Consider the following 22,772-nt stretch of genomic DNA (forward strand, 5'->3'; position numbering starts at 1 on the left):
CTCGGCCGAATATTATAGGCTTTCATAGAAGTGCTTCATCTCTTCAAACTCTTCCAGGTCCAGATCATCCGCGCCTACGTCTGTTGGTGTCAGTTCCTGACCGGAGTGATCCAGGCAATGACAGATGGCATTTAACAGGTGAGTTTTAAAGCGAGAGAGAAGCTGCTTGATCGTGCACTCTTCGTATGCATTTCGGTCATAGGTTAGTCGGATGTTTAATTTTCCATCTTCCATTCGGCTGCTTATATAGAGAGCATAAAGTGAAGCGCTATTTGCAGCCTGGAAACCTGATGCCACCTTAGCTTCCAGCGGCGATGTTGAAAAATATACCGTTTCCGGGTCCACGGAGTCTATATAACGGAACCCGATTTCCGGATAACGAGAAATGCTGGAATTCGTTTGATTACTGACTTCGGTCAGATATTTTAATACACCGTAGCCCAGCCCCTGGTTGGGAACCTGTCGAATGGTCTCCTTCACACGTTTGAGCAGCATCGAAATATCATCTGCAGATTTGATGTCCAGTACAACTGGATACACGGACGTAAACTGCCCCACCGTTCTAGAGAAATCCAGCGAACTCTGTTCTCCCGGCTCTCGGACCGGCTTTTCCACGTAGAGTGCAATCCGTTCTAGTCCTGACCATTCGGATACTGTCTGACCTAGTACGGACAGCAGCACTTCATCTGGCACGGTGTTGTAGGCATGATTAACTTGTGTCATCAGTTGCCGGGTTTCGTCTGGTGATAATTGCAGGTGGAGCTGGTGTGTCGGTCTCTCCGATCCAGAATCAGTAATGACTCCATGGTCTTTGGGAAGCGTCCCCCACTCAGAGACCTCTATCTTGTTCCAATAATCCTGCTCCTTGAGCAGCTCTTTGCTATTCGCATAATGCTCTAGATGCTCTGCCCACGTTTGGTAAGCATTCGTTTTGTACGGTAAGACAATCGTTTCCTTGTCCAGCGCTTGCCTGTAGCCTGTTGCCAGATCTTCCAGCAAAATATTCCATGAAATGGCGTCAGCCACTAGCGGGTCTATAGCAAGGAAAAGATGATCACCGCTACCCATTCGGAAAAGCCCTGCTCGAACTCGCGGTCCTTCAAACAGCCGCAGGCTGCTTTGAAGACGTTGACATTCAGCTGCCAATTGGCTGCGTGCTTCGCTTTCCGTTCCCGTTAGCGACAGCACCTCCAAAGTGATTAGCTCCTCATTCAACTCTTTGTGAGTTTGCACAACTGATCCGTCAGCCTCTTGTAATAAGCCAAGGCGCAGAGCATCGTGGTGCTCTACAATTTTCTTCAATGCGGCACGCAAGGGCGGCTCTTCAAAGCCCGACTTTCCTAACAGTAGTACTGACGCTGCAGCAGGAAGTGCCTCGGATGCTGAACACCGTTCGAACCAATGGATTAAATGTCGTTGTATCGGTGTCAGTATCGCCTCCCCATCTACTGGGCTTTGCTCAATCGGAAGGGCCAGTGCTTCTGCATAGCCGCTCAGGATTTCAATGGACGGATGCTCCAATACGTGCCGGATATCCAGCGAATACCCGTGAAGACGCATACGCGCGATGACTTGAACGGCTTTAACAGAGTCGCCTCCGAGCAGGAAGAAGTTATCCTGAATGCCTACCTGATCGCGTCCCAAAACATCTTGCCATACGGCGGCCAAAGCCTCTTCCACATCATTTCGTGGCGCTGCATAGGCCACACCCGGTCGGGATAGCTCTTCAGGCTCTGGCAATGCTTTTCGATCAGTTTTGCCGTTCGGTGTCAACGGTATCTGATCCAGAAAAACGAAGTGAGACGGAACCGAGTAATAGGGAAGCAGTTTGGCAGCATGTTCATGAATGGCCGTCAAGCTAGGTGCTTCTTCTGTATTCAGTACAATGTAGGCACATAGTACGGATTCATGATTTTGGCTTTCATTGACAGTGACAACAGCCTCCTGAATTGCAGAATGCCTCATCAAGGCATGTTCAACCTCGCCCAGCTCAATCCGGAATCCGCGCACTTTTACCTGATGATCGATTCGGCCGATAAACTCCAGGTTTCCATCTGCTTTCCAGCGAGCCAGGTCACCCGTTCTGTACATTCGTGTGCCTGTGGAGAATGGATTAACCACAAATTTTTCCGCCGTCAACTCCTCGCGGTTCCAATAGCCGCGGGCCAGCCCTTCCCCTGCAATGCATAGCTCGCCCGATATGCCGATGGGTTGTAATCTATCCTGCGCATCTATGACATACATTTGCGTATTCGCGATAGGGCGCCCAATGTCGATCTGTTTGGCATGGGTAAGTTCCTGCACTGCCGACCAAACTGTTGTTTCCGTAGGTCCATACATGTTATAAATGCGGGGACCGTTCAATTTCTGCAATGCTTCCAGCAGCCTAGACGGAAGTGCTTCTCCCCCGACCATAATTTCCTGCACACCTTGCAGCGCACGAAAAGCTTCCTCATGGCCCAGCAGCAATTGCAGCCGGGATGGTGTCATTTGCAGCATGTCAACGTGGAGTGTAGTAATCAATTCGCCAAGTGTCTGAGGATCGACCTGATGATGACGATCGCCCAGCACGACGGTCATGCCGCCCAACAGGGGCAGAATCGTTTCCAAAACGAAAATGTCAAACGATATGGTAGTTAGCGATAAAATCGTTTTATTCGCTGCAAAGTCAATCACTTCACGCATCCCAGTGATAAAATTCAGCACCGAGCGATGCTGGAGCATCACTCCTTTCGGATTTCCGGTTGAGCCAGAGGTGTAGATAACGTAGGCTAAATGCTCCGGCTGAGTCGTAACTTCCAGATTGGTCTTTTCTCCTTGATATAATTCCTCATCTTCAATAAACAGGATGTTGGCGTTATAATGGTGTTCTCCTGCCAGATCGTGGCTGGTCAGGAGTACGGCAGCCTCACTGTCACTCAGCATATATTCGATACGGGCTGACGGATATTCAGGGTCGATAGGCACATAAGCACCACCTGCTTTTAGCACGGCAAGCAAGCCGATTATCATTTCCGCTGAACGCGGCGCCATCAAACCGACTAGCTTATCGGGTCCTACACCATTCGCTTGAAGCACCCGTGCCAGTGAGTTAGCACGTTCATTCAACTCCCGGTAGGTCAGACGCTGGTCTCCGAACACCAATGCTGTATGACTCGGCGTCTGTTCAACCTGCTTTTCAAACTGCCCGTGTACTGTCTCATTAAACGGGAAAGGTACGACGGTACGATTAAATACGGTTAGCTGTAATTGCTTCTCCTCATCTGAAATAATCGTAATATCGGCCAACCGCATCCCTGCATCCTGCGTTACTTTTTCCAAAATTCGTACAAAATGCTCTGCCAGCCGCCGGACGGTCTCCGGTTTAAACAGCTTTGTGCCATATTCTAAAGTGAAGAACAATCGTTCTTTTTCTTCGGTCACATGCAATGAAAAATCCACCTTGGATATGCCCGCGTTGAATTCCTCCGGTTTAAAACGAATACCTCCTGCTTCCACAATATCTGTGCCGACATTTTGCAAACTGAACATCGTATCGAATATCGGATTTCGACTTACATCGCGTACCAGTTCCAGCTTGTCTACAAGCTTATCAAACGGGTATTCCTGATGCTCCAGTGCCAGCAGCAAGTTTTGCTTAACCTCCTGCAAAAAGGATTGGAACGTTAAAGAAGATTGCGGCTGGTTACGAAGCACCAGCGTATTGACGAACATGCCAATCATCGCTTGCGTGTCTACATGCCGTCTTCCGGCAACAGGTGTACCTATGATGATGTCCTCTTGACCCGCATATTTGCCCAGCAGGACATTATAAGCCGCCAAAAGCACCATAAAGATCGTGGACTTTGTATCCTGGGCCAATTTATAGAGTCTGCTCGCTAGTTTGGATTCCAATGTGACGGTCAAGCTGTCACCTTCAAAGCTTTGTACTTGCGGACGCGTAAAGTCCGTTGGCATATTTAGAATAGGAAGCTCCCCATTCAAGTTCTGAAGCCAATATGATTCATGCGCTTGCCATGCCTCATCAGTTATTTGCTGCTTCTGCCAAGCAACAAAGTCTTTATAATGAAGCTGAATGTTCGCAAGTTGTCTACCCTGGTACCGTTGAATGATTTCATTAAGCAGTACAGCCATGGAAAAACCATCAGACACGATATGATGTATATCCACGAGCAGATTGAAGCCACCTTCGATAAATTCGAGCAGTTCGGCGCGGAATAAAGGAGCTGTTCCCAGCTGAAAAGGCTGAACAAACAAGGTCCTGGCCTGTTTTGCTTCTTCCTTGGAAATACGGGTATGCGGGATATCGAATGGAATGGTGTCCCGAACTTTTTGCACCACTTCCCCGTCTTCCAGATCGAAGTATGTCCGAAAAGATTCATGACGAGAAATAACTTCCTTAACGGCTTCAATGAAGCGGGGAACCTCCAGTGCTCCCTCTATGAAAAGCTGGCCAGGGACATGATAGGCCATTCCGGCTCCTAGCTGTTCAAGCACGTACATTCTCTTTTGGGCAAAAGATACCGGATAAAAGGCTTGTGTGTTCACAGCTACAATCGGTTCGTAGGCCCTCTTGCTCCCACCCGCAATATATGCAGTCAGATCAGCAATCGTTTGCAGCTCAAAAATGCGGCTAAGCGGAATGTGTACCCCCAATTCCTTACCGACTCTCGACAGAATAACCGTCGCTTTTAGCGAATCACCGCCCAGTTGAAAAAAGTTATCGTCATGGCTGATATCCGTTACATTCAGAACGTCCTTCCAAATGTCCACAAGTTGATCTTCCATACCTCGGTTCTCTGAAGCGATGCCTGTTTTAGCGAATACGCCTGCTTGTCCCAGTGCTGGCAAAGCCTGTAGATCAGGCTGGCCATTCGGCAGAAGAGGAATATGATCCATCAGAATCCAAAAATGGGGCTGCGTATAATCTGGAAGCATTTCAATTACAGCCTTTTTTAATGTGTCTGCTTCCCAAGGCTTCGATGCGTTTGCGACCACATAGGCACTTATATACGAGACGTTTCCAGTTTCGTCCGTTTGCGGTGTAATGACGCAGGACTCCAATTGGAAAACCTGCAGCAGGTGCTTCTCCAACTGCTCCAGATTAACCTGATGCCCGCGAATATGGATGACCCGATTCAAATTTCCGATATGCCGCAGCTTGCCATCGTTCTCCACATAAACCCATTCCTGGGTCGTTCCCAGCAGACCTGCTGCTGAGGCTTGATACGCCTCCCCTGCTGTTCCGACAGGTGCCAGATGCTTAGAGGTGCCGAGGGCGCAAAGATAGTTTCCATTGGCATCGGTATTCGCTGCCCATGCTGCTCGAAGTTTTTCGGTCTCCGACGCACGGAGTAACGTCAGCGCGGAAACGCGAGCCCCTTCTTCCTCTACAAGGGAATGCAGCAGATTCAGGAAATACCCCGACCAGGCCAAGATTATGTTTGGCTGAAAAAGATCTGCATTATAGTCAAAATCAAGACGTAATTGCTTCTGCGCCTCTGTCACGTTCAAAAACAACTCATATTTACTGAATGATACCTCATGTTCAACGAGCTCCGTCTCCAGTTTATGGAATTGAAAACGCGGAATCGGTCGATCCATATTGAATACAGCCTTTATGATAGGCAAATGTTTTAGCCCCAGCTGAGCGAGTCCGGCAAAGCTGTACTTTTGATAGCTTTCCAGTTCATTCATGCGCTTTTTGACCGTGTGAGCATGCTCCATAAAAGTAGAATCAGGACGCACTTCGCTGATGACCGGAAGCAGGTTGACACAGTTGCCGATCAAAGAGAATGCGTCCATATGGGATTGTCCCGCGGTGGGAACCCCCACCGTTATTTCCCGCTGCCCTGTCAGGCGATGCAGAAAAATCTGAAAGGCGGATAACAGCGTTATAAAAAGACTGCTGCCAAGCTTTATGCTAGCGGACCTCAATTGTTTAACAAGCGGCGCCTCAAGAATTAGGGTATGTCTGCTTCCTCTAGAGGACAGAATCTGCATTCCCCTCACTGGAGATGGCAGCTGGAGGACATGCTGCTGTTTTTCCAGCATCGCCGACCAAAAAGCCAGGGCCTCTTCCTTTCCTGCTTTCAACTGGTCCTGCTGCCAAACCACATAATTCCGAAAAGGTATGGGTTCAGGAAGGTTGTAGTCAGCATGCCGGACAAGCGCAGAATAGATGTGTTCCAGTTCCTCAATAAATACACCGATTGACCAACCATCCGCGATAAAGTGATGGAACGTAAAGACACTCAGATGCTCCTCATCTGATATTTTTAGTAAGTGAATCCGGAATAGCGGCTCGCCTGGCATCATGTTAAACGGTGTTTCGCTGTTCTTGATCATCCATGCCCGGAGATGCTGCTCCTGTTCATCGGGACGGTGACTGGTAAAATCATAGAGCGGGACTTCCACTTTCATCTCAGGAGCGATCACCTGAGTTTCTCCATCTCCGCTCATATAGATATGTAAGGCTTCATGACGGTTTACGACCGTCTGGACAGCCTCGTTGAACGCTTGCTGCTGAAGCGGACCACGAAACCGCAGCAAGGCGGTTTCGTGTAAGGATTGAGAATCGCCGCGTTCTGAAACAGAGGCGAACCAAAGCTGTTTTTGATCTGGCGTTAACGCAATAACAGCATCAGCTGCTTCAGCATCTGCAGGTACCGTTACAGGCTGCCTGCCCGGCCCCGGGCTGTTCCCATTCGGGGGCGGGTCCGGTAAAAAGCCACCTTTGCGCAGCTCGTCCACGCTATCCTTGACGGCTTGTACGATTCTCGCTATATCTTCCTCGGTATGGGCCGTGGACAAAAAGCAGTTACGTCCTTCCCAAATATAGATTCCTTTGTCCAGCATGTGATAAAAGAACAACTCCAGATCGCCCTTGAGCACAAAGCGGAAAAGGGAGCCAAAGTGAACGATCTTCATAGGTACGTGTTCGTCAGTGAAATAGCTGTTTAGCTCCGCCGCTAACGCCGAGGTACGGCTGTTCAAGCGATTTTGCAGCTGCTCGCCATTTTTCTCCAAATGGTTCAGCACCGCTAAAGATGCAGCCATGGCCAGCGGATGATGGCAGAAAGTTCCTGCGACAAAGGTTCGCTGCTGCTCATGCTGTGGATAGGAATCGTCCCCGAATCTCCACGTACCCCCGTCAATCCCGTTCATAAAGGCGGTTTTCCCGGCTACGATCCCAATGGGTAGCCCACCGCCAATGATTTTACCGTAGGTCACGAGATCCGCATGTACTCCAAACCACGCTTGAGCCCCTCCAGGCTGAATTCGGAAGCCTGTGATGACTTCATCAAAAATGAAGGCAGTACCCGACTGCTTCGTAATCTGGCGAATTTCATGCAAAAAGGTTTTGGGCTGAAAATCAGGTCGGCGGCTTTGCACCGGCTCCACCATGACCGCGGCCAGTTCATGCGCATGAGTGCGAATATAATTCAGGGAATCGTCCGTCCCATAAGGAAGCACGACGACATCGTCTACCATATGCTGCAAGATGCCTGGAGCTAGAGGTGTCGAATGTTCCTTGTTGTCACCTGCACTCCCCAGCGCCAGCACCCCGTCGAATGTACCGTGATACGAGCCAGCAAAAATGACGACTTTAGCTCGTCCTGTGGCAGCACGCGCCAAACGGAGCGCGACCATAACGGCCTCGGTGCCGGAATTATACATGGCAACTCGTTCCACCCCGGTCATCTTGCATATTCGTTCGGCCACCTGTCCGGCTATGTTGGACATGGGGCCGATACACATGCCGTGCTTCAGCACTTCCTCAATTTTTTCACGAATAAAGGCCGGATTGTGCCCGAACAGATTTACGCCAAAGCCCATCGTCAAATCGACATATTCATTGCCATCCAAATCCCAGATTTTAGCCCCGTCTGTACGGTGGGATACAATTTGGTACACCATTTCCTTCAAAACAGGCCGAAAGCCAGCCACATTCCGGTTATTTGCGTATACGGAACGGTACTGCTGAGTGTATTTTTTGGTGCTGCACGTACGGGCCGTGTAGCGCTCTATCAGCTCTTGCAGGTGTTGTTCCTGACGGAGCGAAAGCAATTCACTTGCTTTAACATCCAACTTTTTATAGGGCGTATACGGCTTGGCTTCATGTCCTGCCTGCTTGGAAGCAGCCTTTACGGATGGAGCTGGTGCTAAGCCAGCCGCAACTTTCTGCTTCGGTTCAGTATGGATGATCTGCGTGCTTTCACTAATTCCCGATGGAGAGGCGCTTGTTTGAGGGCTTAATGACTCGGAAGCTATTACGGATGTAGCCGGCTGATGCTGGAGAATGTCAAGCTGCTGTGACATCAGATGCAGCTGTTGCTGCACAATTCGCTCTACAGCCGTAGAAGCTGTAGCGATTGGAAAGTTTGGAGCCCGTGTGGGTCCAACCGGAACGGCGGACTCAAGAGTCGGTTGGGTTAACGGAAAAGCTGCATGATGAAACTGTTTCAGCGTTGCTTCTGGACGATTTTCCATAGACTGACCCGGGAGTTCAACAGAAGTAGAAATGCTCGCCCGTTCGGCTACGTAGCTGGCCAACCGTTCCAGCGTGGTCAACGATTCGAAAAATTCGTTCATTGGAATGTCCAGTCCGAAGGTATCCTTGATACTGTGGCGAACCTGGGACAAATTAATGGAATCCAATCCAAGCTCGAGAAAATGTGTCTGCGGCTCCAGTTCCTCCAGGCTGAGCTGGGACACGTTACCGATCATTTTCGCTAGCTTTTGAAGTATAGATGATTTATGCTGATCATCGGCAGCAGATGCTGGCGCTGAATACTCGTTCCCCATCATTCCAGACTCCTTTACTGTTGAGTTTTCATGAACTGACGTTTTCTGTTCCGCTCGAACCTGTTCAGGCACGTTAATCCAGCATCTTTTCCGTTCGAATGGATACGTAGGCAGAGAAACCTTTTTATAACGCTTACCTGCATAGAGGGCATTCCAATTGATCTGCGCTCCTTGCACATACTTGGCAGACAGCTGCTCCAGGGATTGGAGCGTGTCCAAGCTTCCAGTGACCATCTCTGCGCTGCCTATGCTATCCGCTATTCCAGTGTATACACCTTCGACGACTCTGCCTTGTTCATGCAACTGAAGCACCTTCGCTTTTAACGCATCCGCTCCTGCAGCAGTCACAGCAATCCGGTGATTCAGATGGCTTCTGCCTGTGTTAGCCGTATAGCATACATCCTCCATCACGATCTCTTCCACGCGCCCGAACCGTTCTGCGTATCGTCCGACCAACTGGCGCAAAGCGGATTCACTCCGCGCCGACAGGGTCAACAGCAGCGGTGATGATTTATTGTTGCTGCCCGTTGGACTTGGATCTGGTTTTGTCTTCTCTATATACTCCTCCAGCACCACATGGCAGTTCGTCCCACTGAATCCAAAGGAACTCACCCCGCTTCTTCTCGGGAATCCGTCCGTCTTCCATTCCCTCAGCTTCGTATTGGCATATACCGGGGATTCCTCAAAATGAATCTTCTGGTTTGGTGTGCGAAAATGAACAAGCGGCGCAATTTGCTGGTGCCTCATGGACAGCACGGATTTGATCAAGCCCGCAATCCCGGCGGCTTCGTATAAATGACCGATATTCGTTTTGACCGTGCTGATCGCCGCAAACTGCTTACGCTGTGTATGCTTGCGGAAAGCCTTGGTAATGCCGTCAATCTCAACCGGATCGCCCAATTTGGTTCCGGTTCCATGCGCTTCGATATAGCTGATCGTTTCAGGATCAGTCCGTGCATCGCGCCACGCCTGCAAAATGACTTCTGCCTGAGCCAGCGCATTAGGCGCGGAAATACCAATCGTGCTGCCGTCCTGATTGATGGCGCTACCCTTGATCACGGCTAAAATGTGGTCGCCGTCTTGTTCCGCTTTGCGCAGCGATTTCAGGAAAACAGCACCAACTCCTTCACCCCAGCCTGTTCCGTCCGACTGGTCGTCGAAGGCGCGTGCCCGATCATCGGAGGATTCCATGCCAATACCGGCTTTCAGCGGCAGCAAAATCGTTTTCACTCCACCTGCCAAGGCCATGTCGCAGTCTCCATTAAGGATGGACTTGCAGGCCAAATGCACTGCCACGAGTGAAGAAGAGCATGCTGTATCAATTGTTACTGCCGGACCTTTCAGATCGAGCAAGTATGCAATCCGGCTGGAAATAATGGACGGTAAATTACCAATGGCAAAGTTCGGCAGCGCGCCTGGTTCTACCTCGGACAACAAACGCTCATATTCAAAGCTGGTCTTGGAGAAGCCGACATATACACCGACCTTTTGGCCCGCCAGTTGTTTTCCTCCATACCCTGCATCCTCAATCGTGCTCCAGGCTGTTTCTAGAAATAACCGTTGGTTCGGGTCCATGAGCGAAGCCTCTCTTGGAGTCAGTTTAAAGAAGGAGTAATCGAACTTGTCTACTTCATCCAGATAACCGCCTTCTGCAATTTGCATATTCCGTCCTTCCGTATTCAGACGCGAAAGAAAAGCTTCGGCATCTTTTCTTCTTTCGTCGCTGTACGGGCTGATATTATCAGCGCCTGATGCTACATTCGCCCAAAACTGCTCCAATGTTTCCGCTTGAGGAAACCTGCCTGACATGCCGATGATGGCGATATCTCGGACATTTGCTTCTTCCTTGGCTTTGGACTCTGCTGTTGCAGTTGCATCTCCGCTTAGATTTTGACTGGAGATATACGCAGCCAGCTTGGCGATGGTCGGATAGGAAAAGAAGTCCGTCACCTCAATATGAATCCCTAATTGATCCTCCAATTGGTCCACAATTTGAACAAGCTGCAAGGAAGTTACTCCGATATCAAAGTAGCTGTCGTCTGTCCCGATCGACTTTATATTTAAAATATCCTGGCATATTCCAATCAGCTTCTTCTCTACTTCTCCTTGAGGCAAGACCGCACGCTCAGCTGATTGTGTGACCCGAACAGCCTCGGCCAGTGCTGTCAATATTTCATCAAATTCGCCCTGCTCATAACTCTGGGCTAATTTGAAGCGCTGAACCTTTCCACTGGTTGTTTTAGGTATACGCCGGATCGGAACCACCTTGTGAATATGCCAGCCTCCCCGGTAATTCAGATGGCTTTTCAGCTTTTGGGCAAGCGGTACAAAATGCTCTATTTTTTTTGCGTGCATTACAAAGGCTATAATACGATCCTGCCTCGTTTGCTTATCATGTACACCGCACACAGCTACTTTTCCAAGTTCCACACCATCCAGTTCCTCGGCGATTCTCTCAATATCATGTGGGTAGACATTCTGTCCGTTCACAAAAATGATATCCTTGGCTCTACCGGTAATAGTCAGGCGTCCGTTTCGCATAAACCCTAAATCTCCAGTAATAAGCCAGCCATCCTCCGTTATAACCTTTGCGGTAGCTTCTGGATTGTTATAATATCCGGATGTAACATTTTTGCCGCGGATTTGCGTGTATCCAATCACCCCATCATCAAGCACCTGGTTTTGTTCATCACAAATACGGACAGAGGTATTAGCCAATGGATAACCCAAATCCAAAAAAGTAAGACACCGCTTGTCAGACCTGTCCACTTCTTCTACAGGCTCACCAACGTGTAACTGGTGTCGGTTCAAATGAATGGGAATAAAAGTGTTTTTGTCCAGAGGCGGAGAGGAAACACCTACACTCGCTTCTGCCAGCCCGTAGACGGGTAACATGGCATTTTTATTCAAACCATGAACACTCATTGCATCCATAAACACATGACAAAGCTCTACAGATATTGGCTCAGCTCCATTTAAAATCATACGAACACTCGTCAAATCCCAGTTAGCTGCTGTTTCAGGTTTATACTGATCGAGAAAAAATTTATATCCAAAATTGGGAGAGCATATTTGAGTAACCTTATGCTCCGATACTTTTTTCAGCCACAAAGACGGACGCCTGATAAAAAGTGCCGTCGGCATAATCAGCTGTTTGGCATTAGCAATCACACAGGTTAAATGAAATGCGATCAATCCCAGGTCATGCGTAAGCGGCATCCAGCCCAAATAAGCATCCTTGGAGCTCATGTCTGTTTGATTTGCAATATCCCGGATATTGTAAACTAGATTTTCATGCGTCAGCATGACTCCTTTGGGATCGCCTGTAGAACCCGAGGAGAATTGGATAAAAGCTAGCTCCTCCGGTTTCGATACATGAACTACACCTTTATTCTGAGTGGAATAATCGAATCTATGGCTTGAAAAAGTCGCTTTTTTAACCGGCTCAAAGGAATCCAGCAGCTCGTGCTCTTGCGCGTATTTTTCAAGCTGCTCTAATACCTTGTCATCTGCAACCATATATGGGCGGGAGAGTGTGTTCCAGATTTTAAACAATTTCATTTTATGCTCATCATTATTCCCTATGCTTACAGGTACAGGAACGATTCCACCAATCAGGCAACCCCAAAATACATTCAAAAAGTTATGGTTGTCGTCGATCTGTATGATCAGCTCATCGCCGGGTTTTACTCCTTGTTCCTGTAATTCATAAAGCACCTGTAATGCTTGCTCCAGAAGTTTCCTGTAGGATACGTATTCCTCTTGTTTATCACCGGAAATAAAAATGATTCCGTTCTCATCCCGGCTTGCACGGTCCTGAATGATTTCAATTAAGGTTTTAAACTGCTCCATCCTGATCCCTCCTCAATTGCTCTAGCATTGCTTTCCGCTCTCCTTCGGAGACCTGTTTCGTTTGCAACACAAGGCAAATACACTCCAGTATTTCCTGTCTTTGCTCAGAAGCAGGAGGCGAACTGCTGCCTGATTCCAAGTTTCGCAGTAATTTTTCCAGTCTGCGCACAGGTAAAATAACACCCTTTCGATACTCATCTTCATTCCAATTGGCGTTGGGAGTAGACACTGCTAGTGACAGGGAACAGGCAATCCAATCACGGATCGAGAAACGGCGGCCCAGTTCAAAGCGATCCAAGTCTCTGTCCAAGGACAGCACTTCGATATTAGGGCTTATTTCCCTCACTAAATTTTTCAGCACTGTTCGTGGACCTAACTCGATGCCTTGTTTTACGCCATGATTCATCATATATTGCACGGTTTGAATCCATCGAACCGGGTGAGTCATTTGCAAAATCAATCCTTGGCGTATGCTGTCAAGATCGCGGTATGGCTGAGCGGTCACATTGGAGATCACGGGCCACTTCGCTTCATTTAAAGTGTACTTTTGCAGCTCTGCGGCCAGTCTGTCCGCAGCAGGCTGCATAAGCGGACTATGAAAAGGGCCGCTGACCTGCAACCGCGTAATTTGGGCTCCTCGCTGTTCTAACTCGCCAGCTGCCAAAGCGACAGAGGTATGATGACCTGAAACGACGTATTGGCTACGTGAATTGTAACATGCAATGGCTGCAGGCTGATCGACTGTGGAGTACAAACGACAGCATTCTTCCACTTCGCCCAGCTCAGCTCCGCGAATGGCAATCATGCTGCCCAGCTTTGTCATTGCGGCTTCTTCCATAAAGCGTCCCCGCTCTTGGACTAATCGTAAAGCGTCTCCAAAGGACAGAACACCGCTGCTTACCAGCGCTGAATATTCACCTAGGCTATGACCAGCTGAAAATTCAGGGATAATTCCGATTTCATGCATATAACGCCGGAATGCAATGACACTGATCGTGAGAAGTGCGGGCTGCGTATAGAATGTTCTGGATAGCTTGGTCATCGGACCTGCTATGCATAAAGCTTTCAGATCATATCCCAAAATATCAGCAGCCTCTTCGAATAAGCGATCCGCTTCTGCAAAGCCGCTATGCCATGTAGCCCCCATTCCTACATACTGAGATCCTTGTCCAGGAAAAACCAAAGCCATACGATTCATATCAAACCCCTTTCCACAAAAATTATGGAAGAACAAAGGTATCTTTACATTTCATGTATGTATACATATGTATGGTGACATTAAGATGTAGAGAAAACTGCAGTAAAAAGCAACGAAGTCGATTGCCAAAAAATGGTAATCGGCATATGGAAGTGAATTGGTAATAGGGTTCCGTTCGTGGTGTGATTGTGATCAAAAGTCAGGTGTGTGAGTAGACTTGGAAGTGTAAAAACCTTGGAGTATACTGAAATTTCAGGCTTGAAAGCTAAAATTCAGCATCATAGATGAATGGTGTGAAATTACTGGAGTCATACAGGGTGTTTTTCTATAAGTAAGCGTTAAATATGGAATATTTTATTTATATATTAAATATGGACTCGAAAAATGTCAATATCCATCCAATTCCTTTAATAAGAGAAAATGATGAGATATGAATGTTTTTGTTACATTAAGCCTAAAAGTAAATTAAAGTATGGCAATATAATGTTAAGTATATTATACACACAAACCATGTCCTTTTTTGTCTAAAAAATCAGGCATGGTTTGTAATAACAGATCATGGCACGGATCATTAAGCCCCTTTCGTTAAATGAATTAGCTTCGTCCGTTCCCTGTAATCGGAACTACTTCAGTTAGCCGGGTCTACAGCGAACCACATCACAAACGGCAAGTCGGTTATAAAATCAAGGGTCTTATATCTCAAATGGCTGACAGTAGCCTGAATGACCCCGTCAATTTCCAGCACATAGCAATCATTGTGTTTAATGTTCTGACGAATGAGAGCAACATCTGCCTGAGCGGCAGGCCACTGGATTCCCAACTGCCGGATCGTTTCGTACGCTTCGTAGGAATTTTAACAACAGTCATTCCTTGATAAGAGGTTTTACGCTCCAAAAAAGTAACAGGATCGTAAAAGTCCGAATTATCTTCTTTCTTTATACCCAAATGAATGTGTCTGCCACTAAAAATGTTATACAACATAAACTCAGCATCAATCATGCTTTGGGCTAACTGAGGATTAAAAATAATAAAGCTAGGTTGATGTAGTAATTTATGAAGAAATGAAAATAGTTCTATTGGAGTGAAAATTATTTCGTATAACAATAAACTATCAATTTCTGCAAAGAGTGGTAGAGACTAAGTGTGTGATAAAGAGAATATTGCCGTTTCATTTTTATGAATTTTTAATTCACCCTTATGAATTTTGATTTAAATTATTGTTATTCTTGTACTATATAGAGGATTCATACTCACACACATAAGTGGTGAAAACGAATCAGTTTACTTCTTCCACACAGCTCGAGGACGAACAGATCAAAATGAAGATAGCGGATGTTGTAAAGAGATAAGAGGAATCTACGATTATCGACGGGTCAAAGTGTGGGTCGAGAAGAAGCTTGATGAACGAGATGAGGAGTTAAAACCTATCTGCCATCAAAGACCTATATAACAATGAGATTATCGCCTATTAGGTCAGCTGCAGGAAATGACTTGGAATTCCTTTAGCCATTTTCAAATTTATGGATACCCACAGTTCGAACCGCAGCGATTATTGTTTCGTCACTTCACGAATACTCATATGTTCTTCGTTCACCAACCGGACTGCCTCCATCTTTACATCTAAGGAGTATTGCCGGAATGATTGTCCCTTTTTAGCCATGAAAAATCCCCTCCGTTCAACAAGATTAAGTCCATCTTAACAGATGTCTTTTCTCTCTTGTCTACTAGAAGGGGATAATACCACGCTGCCCTGTCCTTTTATAAATGAATAAAATCCGAATACCCCTCAATGAAAAAAGCAGCCCCTCTTGAACTGCCTTACTGCTAGTCACTTCAACAATAGGATGAGTTCATTCATGGGCCACCTCATTTACCAAGTAGCTATTCAGCGTTTTTTAAGAATTCAAGCTCTTTGACAATACCGGGAAATAATTTATCTAGATTGTAAAATGCCAGCAATAAAATTTGCAGGATAGCCAAGATAATTGGAACGTAGATAAACATGAAATGAATAGACGCTAGCGCAGTAGTACTGATTGTAGCTTGTCCACCAGCATATCCTCCCAATGCCAGTCCCCAACCGATAAGTGCCGCTCCCAAACCGCCTCCCGCTTTTGTGCCGAAACTGCCCGCACTGTACACCAGTCCTTCGGTGCGCATCCCTGTCTTCCATTCGCCATATTCAATGGTATCTGCCAACATAGCAAAGAAGGTTCCGAGAATAGCGGCATGCCCAAGCGCTTTAATAACGAGTCCCAGACAGACCGCCATCAGACTTGTGGGGCTGACGGCAATGACAAGCGATCCGACAATCAGGAGGATACTTCCGATAATGGAGGAATTTCGTTTACCGATCCGCTTGACGACGGGGGGCAATAGCATATAACCAAACAGGGAAGGAAGCAGTAAGGATATGCCGAGGACTCCAATCAGATTGGCGTCTTTTAACACATAACGTGCGTAGTAAATATTCATACCTGTGCCCAGTGCGTTATTTATAAAATAGACCACAGCAAACCCAAGGATCAATTTCCAATACTTATTACGCATCAGCGCTCCAAAAGCGCGTCCAAACGGAATTGGCTTTTGTACAACAGATGGAGTAACCCTTTCTTTGGTACTGAAGAAGGTAACGAGAAATAAAAAGGTTCCGAGCAAGCCAAATATAATAAAGGTGTAAATCCACCCTTTTTGACCGCCGCCGAATGACTTCACTAACGGGAGGGTGAAATAATTAATTAGCAAGGCACCAATATTCGCTAGACTCATACGAAAAATATTAAGCAGAGAACGCTGGTAAGAATCCTGCGTTATCATGGAATTAAGCACACCATAAGGGACGTTAATGCTGGAATAGATAAAGTTCATTAGCAGATAGGTAACGTAAATGTATAGAATAGTGATCGTCATATTTCCACTTGGAACCGTGAACAAAAGAATTCCAGACAATGCAAATGGCCCGGACATCCACAGTAACCAAGGACGGGCCTTCCCGTGTCTGCTCTTCGTTTTATCAATCAAAGCCCCAATCGCGACATCAATAAACGCATCGAGTACGCGTGCAACTAGCATTAAAGTACCAATGACCCCAGCGCTGATCCCGATTACATCTGTGTAAAAATAGGACAGAAAAGTCATTGCGGCGGCAAACAGCAACTGGCTGGCAAAATCACCGAATCCATAACCAATTTTTTCTTTCAGCGTAATATTTGAACCGGTTTGCACTGAAGTCTCATTTCCCATTACAACAATATCGCTCGAACTTCTCATGCTCATGCTCCTTTTCCCTTGTTATTCTCTACAATTCAATGCCATTAAGAAAACGTTTTCTTAATCATCAAAAAAACAAGCTGAAATACCTTGAATCCAGCTGATTATTGGTAAAAACAATTGTTTTTGTCCAGAAAATACTAGAAAACGTTTTCCGGGGTTGATTATACTCTCCTTATAAACCAAGGTCAAGCGCTTTCTTTGCTCTGGAATCTTTGTTAAACTCAATAAACAATTCAATAAACTGATATAATTAATTCAATCCACTTTGAGAAACTTTTTCTAAATAAATACTTGCTTGAAAGTCGGTGTGTACAATGAAAATGACTATAAAAGATGTGGCTCGAATGGCCAACGTCTCCATTTCAACGGTTTCCAGAGTAATCAATAACAGCCAGACGGTGAACAGTGAAATACGCAAACGAGTTCAGGATGTCCTTGAAGCCACTCAATTCCGTCCAAATGCCATAGCACGGACACTGGTAAAGAATGATACATCTCTGATTGGAGTACTTCTGCCCGCGATTAAAAACAACGTCTTTGATGACATGGTTGAAGGTATCAATCAAGTAGCGCATCTATACGGCTTCGATGTCATAATCGCCTTGTCAGGCGGGGACGAGGATTCTGAAATACACTATTACAACATGTTCCGTGAAATGCAGGCGAGCGGAATTATTATATCGGTAAGCGAAATCCGGGATGCGCTATTCGCGCTCATTGAAGCGGCGGGAATTCCCTGCATCCTTGTCGGACGGGATTTTCGAGACCAATCCATTCCTTCCGTGCATGTTGACAACATAACGGCTGCTTTTGAAGCGGTAACTTATCTAATTCAGCAGGGGCATCAAGATATAGCGATGCTGCAGGGACCAGCGGGGGATATTTCAGTGGGCAATCAGCGTTTTTTGGGCTATGAACAGGCATTGAAGACCGCTCACCTGCCAGTACGTGCCGAACGTGTGTTGGAAAGCGGCTTTTCAGTTGAAGACGGCATAAACTCTATGAGAAAACTTTATCATTCGGGCCCATTGCCTAGTGCGGTGTTCTGCGCAACGGACCGAATTGCCATAGGTGCTATGAACTTTCTGGCCGAAAATGGTGTGAAAATACCTGAACAGGTCTCCTTCTTGGGATTTGACGACATTGATATGGCTACAATAATCCGGCCTAAATTATCAACTGTCCGATATTCAGCATCCGAACTGGGCATGGTTGCCGCCCGCAATCTCATTAAGCTTATTAGAGGAGAAGAATTAGCAGCTGTCCACTGGTCCATATCGCATCAGTTAGAAATTCGGGACAGCATTACAAAACATGGAATATCCTAACCTTTGATGCTCCTACGCGGTTACTGGAAGTGCTTAACCGGCTGGGATGGTCTTTTCAGCGAATCCGACGTCGAGTAATGGAAACGTTCTCTTGTGTTTTTCCAAAAGGGCATGATTGAGGATACGCAGAAACCAGGCTCGGTTTAGTTGGCTATCATGTAGGTGGGCATTTCCTGGGGAAAGTCGCCATTGCCGAAAAGGTTGCTTTCTAAGTCATTACAAGGACTCAGAAAGCAACCTTTTCATCGAGTTATTCAGCTTGCCAGATATCTTTCAATTTCCAGTATGTCAACTCATTTACTAGAGCCTCTCCGCGCTCCGCTACGAGTTCTATGCCTAGCAGTTTTTCACTCGAATAGATGCGACTTGTCATCGTAGCTTGCCCTTCATTCGCAAATATTTCAATGGATGAGCGATCCAGATATACATGTAACGTCAGCTGCCCCTCTGCACTTAAGGCTGTTTGACGTACTCCATCCGTCTTTTTGCCCGAATTAGAACAATCAAGCATAAGTTTCTGATCCGCGATAGAATAAGTGATAACCGTTTCCTCCTCACCTGTTCCGCGAAGCTTCAAGCCTACCAGGTCTGCACTTGACTTCGTCAGGTCGAACGCGACCTTCACTTCAAGCAGATCCGCTTCAACTTCCGTCAAGTAACTTCCAGAAATAGCGCGATCGCGATATTGGTACAAAACATGTTCGCTTTGACGAAGCAACTTCATTTCCTCTACTGGATTCATCAGCAATTTATTATTGGCGCCCAACGTAATTACACGTGGGATCGTCAGCGCTCCGGACCAGCCGTCTGCTTTCGTCGGCATATCCGATTCCCACATATCCATCCAACCAATCGCAATGCGGCGACCTTGATCATCTAGAAAAGTTTGAACCGCATAGAAGTCATGACCATTATCCAACTCGATGAACTCTCCATGTTTATATTCATTACTATCATAATTATATTCGCCAACATAATATCCCGTCTGGAACAAGTTATTGTACTTATCTCCTTGCGCATCAATACCTTGTGGGGAGAACATAAATATATGCTTACCGTTCAGTTCAAAGAAATCAGGGCACTCCCACATGAAGCCCATATTCTTATCTCCCTGCAGAAGCACACCATGATAAGTCCAAGTTCTAAGATCAGGAGATGTATATAGAATAACACGCGGCAGATCTTCTTTCGTGCTGTTACCTAGGATCATGTACCATGTATCCTCATGCTTCCATACCTTCGGATCACGGAAATGCTGGGAGCTATCTGTCGGAGGTTCAGCGATTACGGGATTCTGCCCTAGTTTTGTAAAATGAATGCCGTCTGTACTAACTGCCACATTTTGATTTTGAAAAAAGATATTGTTTGGTTGATCAATATAGTGATGGCCAGTATAGATCAATGTCAGTTCGCCGTTATTATCTACTGCGCTGCCTGAGAAGCAGCCATCGAGGTCACAAGCATCACCTGGCGCTAATGCAATCGGACAATGCTCCCAATGTACAAGGTCTTTACTCTTCACGTGCCCCCAATGCATTGGACCCCAGTTCTCATCATAAGGATGATGCTGATAGAAGGCGTGATATTCACCTTTAAATTGAATTAACCCATTGGGGTCGTTAATCCAGTTTGCCGGTGCCATAATATGATAACCTAATCGGTACCGCTTGTTCATTTTCGCTTCTGCTTGTTTTAATGCTTCCTCAGCTTGCTTTGTGTTGTTAATATATGTGCTGTTCATTTGTCTTCCTCCTATGCTGTTTTAATATGCTTGTTAGGCTTGGGTTCTAGCTTTTTCGGTTCTTTCTTTAAGGTAAAGATTGAGATGGTTGTAAAGGCGAATACGAAAACACCCATAATTACGTACGTATTTGCAAAGCCTCTAATGTCATAAGACATACCGGCGATTGGCGAGAAAATCGAAGCTCCTACCTGACTCGTAAACTGGTATCCCACCAGATATAGGATCGAAGACAGACGCGTATCGAAATTAGCAGCCAAGTACTTAAATACGGCGATCAGCATGATTGGCAGTTCCAATGCGTGGATCAATTTCATAGCTGAGATACCATAAGGTCCAATAACTAAGCCTGAACCCATGATCCGGAACGCCATCAAGAATCCTGCCAATATCAGACCCTTTTTTGCCCCAATTTTGTTGACAATGAAAGGCGCTAAGAACATCATGCCTGCTTCCAGGAATACTTGTAGAGAATTTAAATAACCGTAAACTTGATTGCCTAAAGCAACCGTTGAGAACGTCGATGAAAAGTAATTCGGGAACTGCTGGTCATACACATTGTAAATACAAGTAACGCCAAGAACATATAAAATGAAGAACCACAAATGCTTATTTGCAAACAAATAGCCGATTTGCTTAAAGTTAACAGATTCTGCTCGCTCCATCTCGGAATCTGTCATCTCAACTTTAATTGTCATCATAATGATAAACAGAATGACAGCAGATACTGATGCAATCCAGAAGTTAATGTTAGGGTTGATATTGAAGAGTTGACCAGCGAAAAATGTTGCTGCTGCCCAACCTAGCGAGCCCCACATACGAGATTTTCCATATTCAAAGTCATATTTTCGGCTGACTTTCTCGACATAAGATTCGATGGCTCCAATCCCTGCCAAAAAAGCAATACCCAAGTATAATCCACCTACAATGGCGCCGAGAAATACATTGTATTGAAGTAACGGTGCATAGATAAAGATATAGAAAGGACCAACAAATAAGAGTAAAGAACTGATTAGAAATAAAATATGCTTCTTCAATCCGATTTTATCAGATATATAGCCATAAAGCGGTTGCATACATAGCGCAAAGATAGCGTTTACAGTAAAGATAACACCTGTTTCAGCACCATTCAGACTGATTTCTTGCCCTAGCCAGATGGAGAACAATGAATAACTTGCTGACCAAGTAAAGAAAAAAAAGAAGAAATAGGCACTTAGTTTCCAGTACATGCTCTTTGACTTTCTCATATCGAACGCTCCTCTAGTTGAACATTTAATGTAAATGAAAGCACTTTCGTATTTACAGATCGATTATATGTCAACCGCTTTCATATGTCAACCGCTTGACATATCTTCAAAAGAAAAAGAGCTCTCCTCTTTGATTTCAATTACTCTAATAAGGATAGCCCATCTTATATCACAATGCTGAAAACTATGAAAATTGTGTTAAGCTGTACTAGCTTTAATCAGTTTCACTGGTAGATAGGTTTCTCGCGGGACATCACTGAATCCACCTTCAATTTCTTTAATAAGTAACTCTATGGAAGATCTCGCGATCTCCTGTATTGGTTGCTGAATTGTCGTTAATTCAGGGAGAAGATTGCGGGTTGTTTCAGTTCCGTCATACCCAATTACGCGGATATCTTCAGGAACCCGCTTTCCCCTTCTTCTTGCTTCAGCAATAAAAGACGCAGCCACCATGTCATTACTCGCGAACAATCCATCTACTTCAGGATGTTCATCGAGCAAGCGTTTAATCGGTTCATTGTGATTCTGTTGGTGAAAGGGATCATGTACTTCATAGGTAATTGCCTTTCGACCATACTGCTCCATCACATCTTCATATGCTTTTCTTCTTAAGCTTGCTGGTGTTTCCAATTCAACAGGCCCATTTATGTGAAAAATATGCTTGCACCCCTTTTCAATAAGCAGTTCTGACGCCAGTTTGCCACCCAAATAATTATCTGATCCTACAACTGGGATTGAATCGGATAGGAAGCGATCGATCGCAATGACAGCAATATTCTTCTGTTCATAATTTACGATACCTCGGTTGTGTGTACCGACGATAATACCGTCAACTTGATTTCGCATAAGCATATCGACATAAGATTCTTCTTTATCCAGCTGATTTAAACTGTTACAAAGCAACAGCTTATAGCCTAATGACGCACAAATATTCTCTATATGGAAAGTCAGCTCTCCGAAAAATGGGTTGCTTGTAGTTGGAATGATTAATCCAATCAGATTTGTTCGTTTACTAAATAATGACCGAGCTACATCATTAGGAAAATAATTTAGCTCCTGCATCGCTTTATGAACTTGATCCTTCGTTTCTTGACTGATATAGCCACGATTGTTAAGTACGCGAGAAACCGTGGTCGGTGAAACTCCGGCTAATTGTGCAACATCGTTAAGTTTTGGTTTCATTGATTCAACCTGCCTTCTCTCCATGCCAAGTCTCCAATTATCCTATTATTTTAACATGGTTAAACGTGAAAAAACATGTCTCCAGCATTACGTGCTGTATATGCATCGAGAATATTGTATACACATTAGCTCTTCCATTCTGC

General features: G+C 45.8%; 7 protein-coding genes and 1 pseudogene. 1 reads left to right on the forward strand and 7 read right to left on the reverse strand.

Going from position 1 to position 22,772, the window contains the following annotated elements:
- Positions 1-12: 12 nt before the first annotated feature.
- The 4 genes and pseudogenes from OIU26_RS20760 to OIU26_RS20775 form a co-directional block, all read right to left on the reverse strand.
- Entirely contained in the window at positions 13-12,660 is a 12,648-nt protein-coding gene (locus OIU26_RS20760; RefSeq protein WP_264217877.1) for a non-ribosomal peptide synthetase, read from the reverse strand.
- Positions 12,647-13,858 (reverse strand): ACP S-malonyltransferase, encoded by a 1,212-nt coding sequence (fabD, locus tag OIU26_RS20765; RefSeq protein ID WP_264217878.1) that lies wholly within the window; start codon positions 13,856-13,858, stop codon positions 12,647-12,649. The genes OIU26_RS20760 and fabD overlap by 14 nt, the downstream gene beginning before the upstream one ends.
- A 634-nt stretch (positions 13,859-14,492) precedes the next feature.
- A pseudogene (locus OIU26_RS20770) lies at positions 14,493-14,708 on the reverse strand (GNAT family acetyltransferase); the annotation flags it as partial.
- Positions 14,709-15,739: 1,031 nt separating this feature from the next.
- Positions 15,740-17,128, reverse strand: a complete 1,389-nt coding sequence (locus OIU26_RS20775) for an MFS transporter (RefSeq protein ID WP_013371222.1) — start codon at positions 17,126-17,128, stop codon at positions 15,740-15,742.
- 317 nt (positions 17,129-17,445) lie between these two features.
- Here OIU26_RS20775 and OIU26_RS20780 point away from each other — a divergent pair, with 317 nt between their 5' ends.
- The gene (locus OIU26_RS20780) at positions 17,446-18,459 is read left to right on the forward strand and encodes a LacI family DNA-binding transcriptional regulator (protein WP_436449181.1); all 1,014 of its coding nucleotides are present in this window, start codon (positions 17,446-17,448) and stop codon (positions 18,457-18,459) included.
- A gap of 250 nt (positions 18,460-18,709) precedes the next feature.
- Here OIU26_RS20780 and OIU26_RS20785 read toward each other — a convergent pair whose 3' ends face one another.
- From OIU26_RS20785 to OIU26_RS20795, 3 genes are all read right to left on the reverse strand, one after another.
- Positions 18,710-20,185, reverse strand: coding sequence for a glycoside hydrolase family 32 protein (locus OIU26_RS20785; protein WP_436449185.1), 1,476 nt, complete (start codon positions 20,183-20,185; stop codon positions 18,710-18,712).
- A 26-nt stretch (positions 20,186-20,211) separates the two neighbouring features.
- Positions 20,212-21,447, reverse strand: a complete 1,236-nt coding sequence (locus OIU26_RS20790; RefSeq protein WP_264217882.1) for an MFS transporter — start codon at positions 21,445-21,447, stop codon at positions 20,212-20,214.
- A 198-nt stretch (positions 21,448-21,645) separates the two neighbouring features.
- Complete coding sequence (locus OIU26_RS20795; protein ID WP_264217883.1) at positions 21,646-22,629, reverse strand: LacI family DNA-binding transcriptional regulator; 984 nt, start codon at positions 22,627-22,629, stop codon at positions 21,646-21,648.
- Positions 22,630-22,772: the final 143 nt, after the last annotated feature.

It is taken from the genome of Paenibacillus sp. BT-177 (genome assembly GCF_025846815.2).
Classification (GTDB): Bacteria; Bacillota; Bacilli; order Paenibacillales; family Paenibacillaceae; genus Paenibacillus; species Paenibacillus polymyxa_C.

What these genes read in the sequence shown, in the direction of transcription:
- OIU26_RS20775 (WP_013371222.1), bottom strand. Translation starts at nt 17,128, where the DNA reads ATGAGAAGTTCGAGCGATATTGTTGTAATGGGAAATGAGACTTCAGTG.
- OIU26_RS20780 (WP_436449181.1), top strand. Translation starts at nt 17,446, where the DNA reads ATGAAAATGACTATAAAAGATGTGGCTCGAATGGCCAACGTCTCCATT.
- OIU26_RS20795 (WP_264217883.1), bottom strand. Translation starts at nt 22,629, where the DNA reads ATGAAACCAAAACTTAACGATGTTGCACAATTAGCCGGAGTTTCACCG.
- fabD (WP_264217878.1), bottom strand. Translation starts at nt 13,858, where the DNA reads ATGAATCGTATGGCTTTGGTTTTTCCTGGACAAGGATCTCAGTATGTA.
- OIU26_RS20760 (WP_264217877.1), bottom strand. Translation starts at nt 12,660, where the DNA reads ATGGAGCAGTTTAAAACCTTAATTGAAATCATTCAGGACCGTGCAAGC.
- OIU26_RS20790 (WP_264217882.1), bottom strand. Translation starts at nt 21,447, where the DNA reads ATGAGAAAGTCAAAGAGCATGTACTGGAAACTAAGTGCCTATTTCTTC.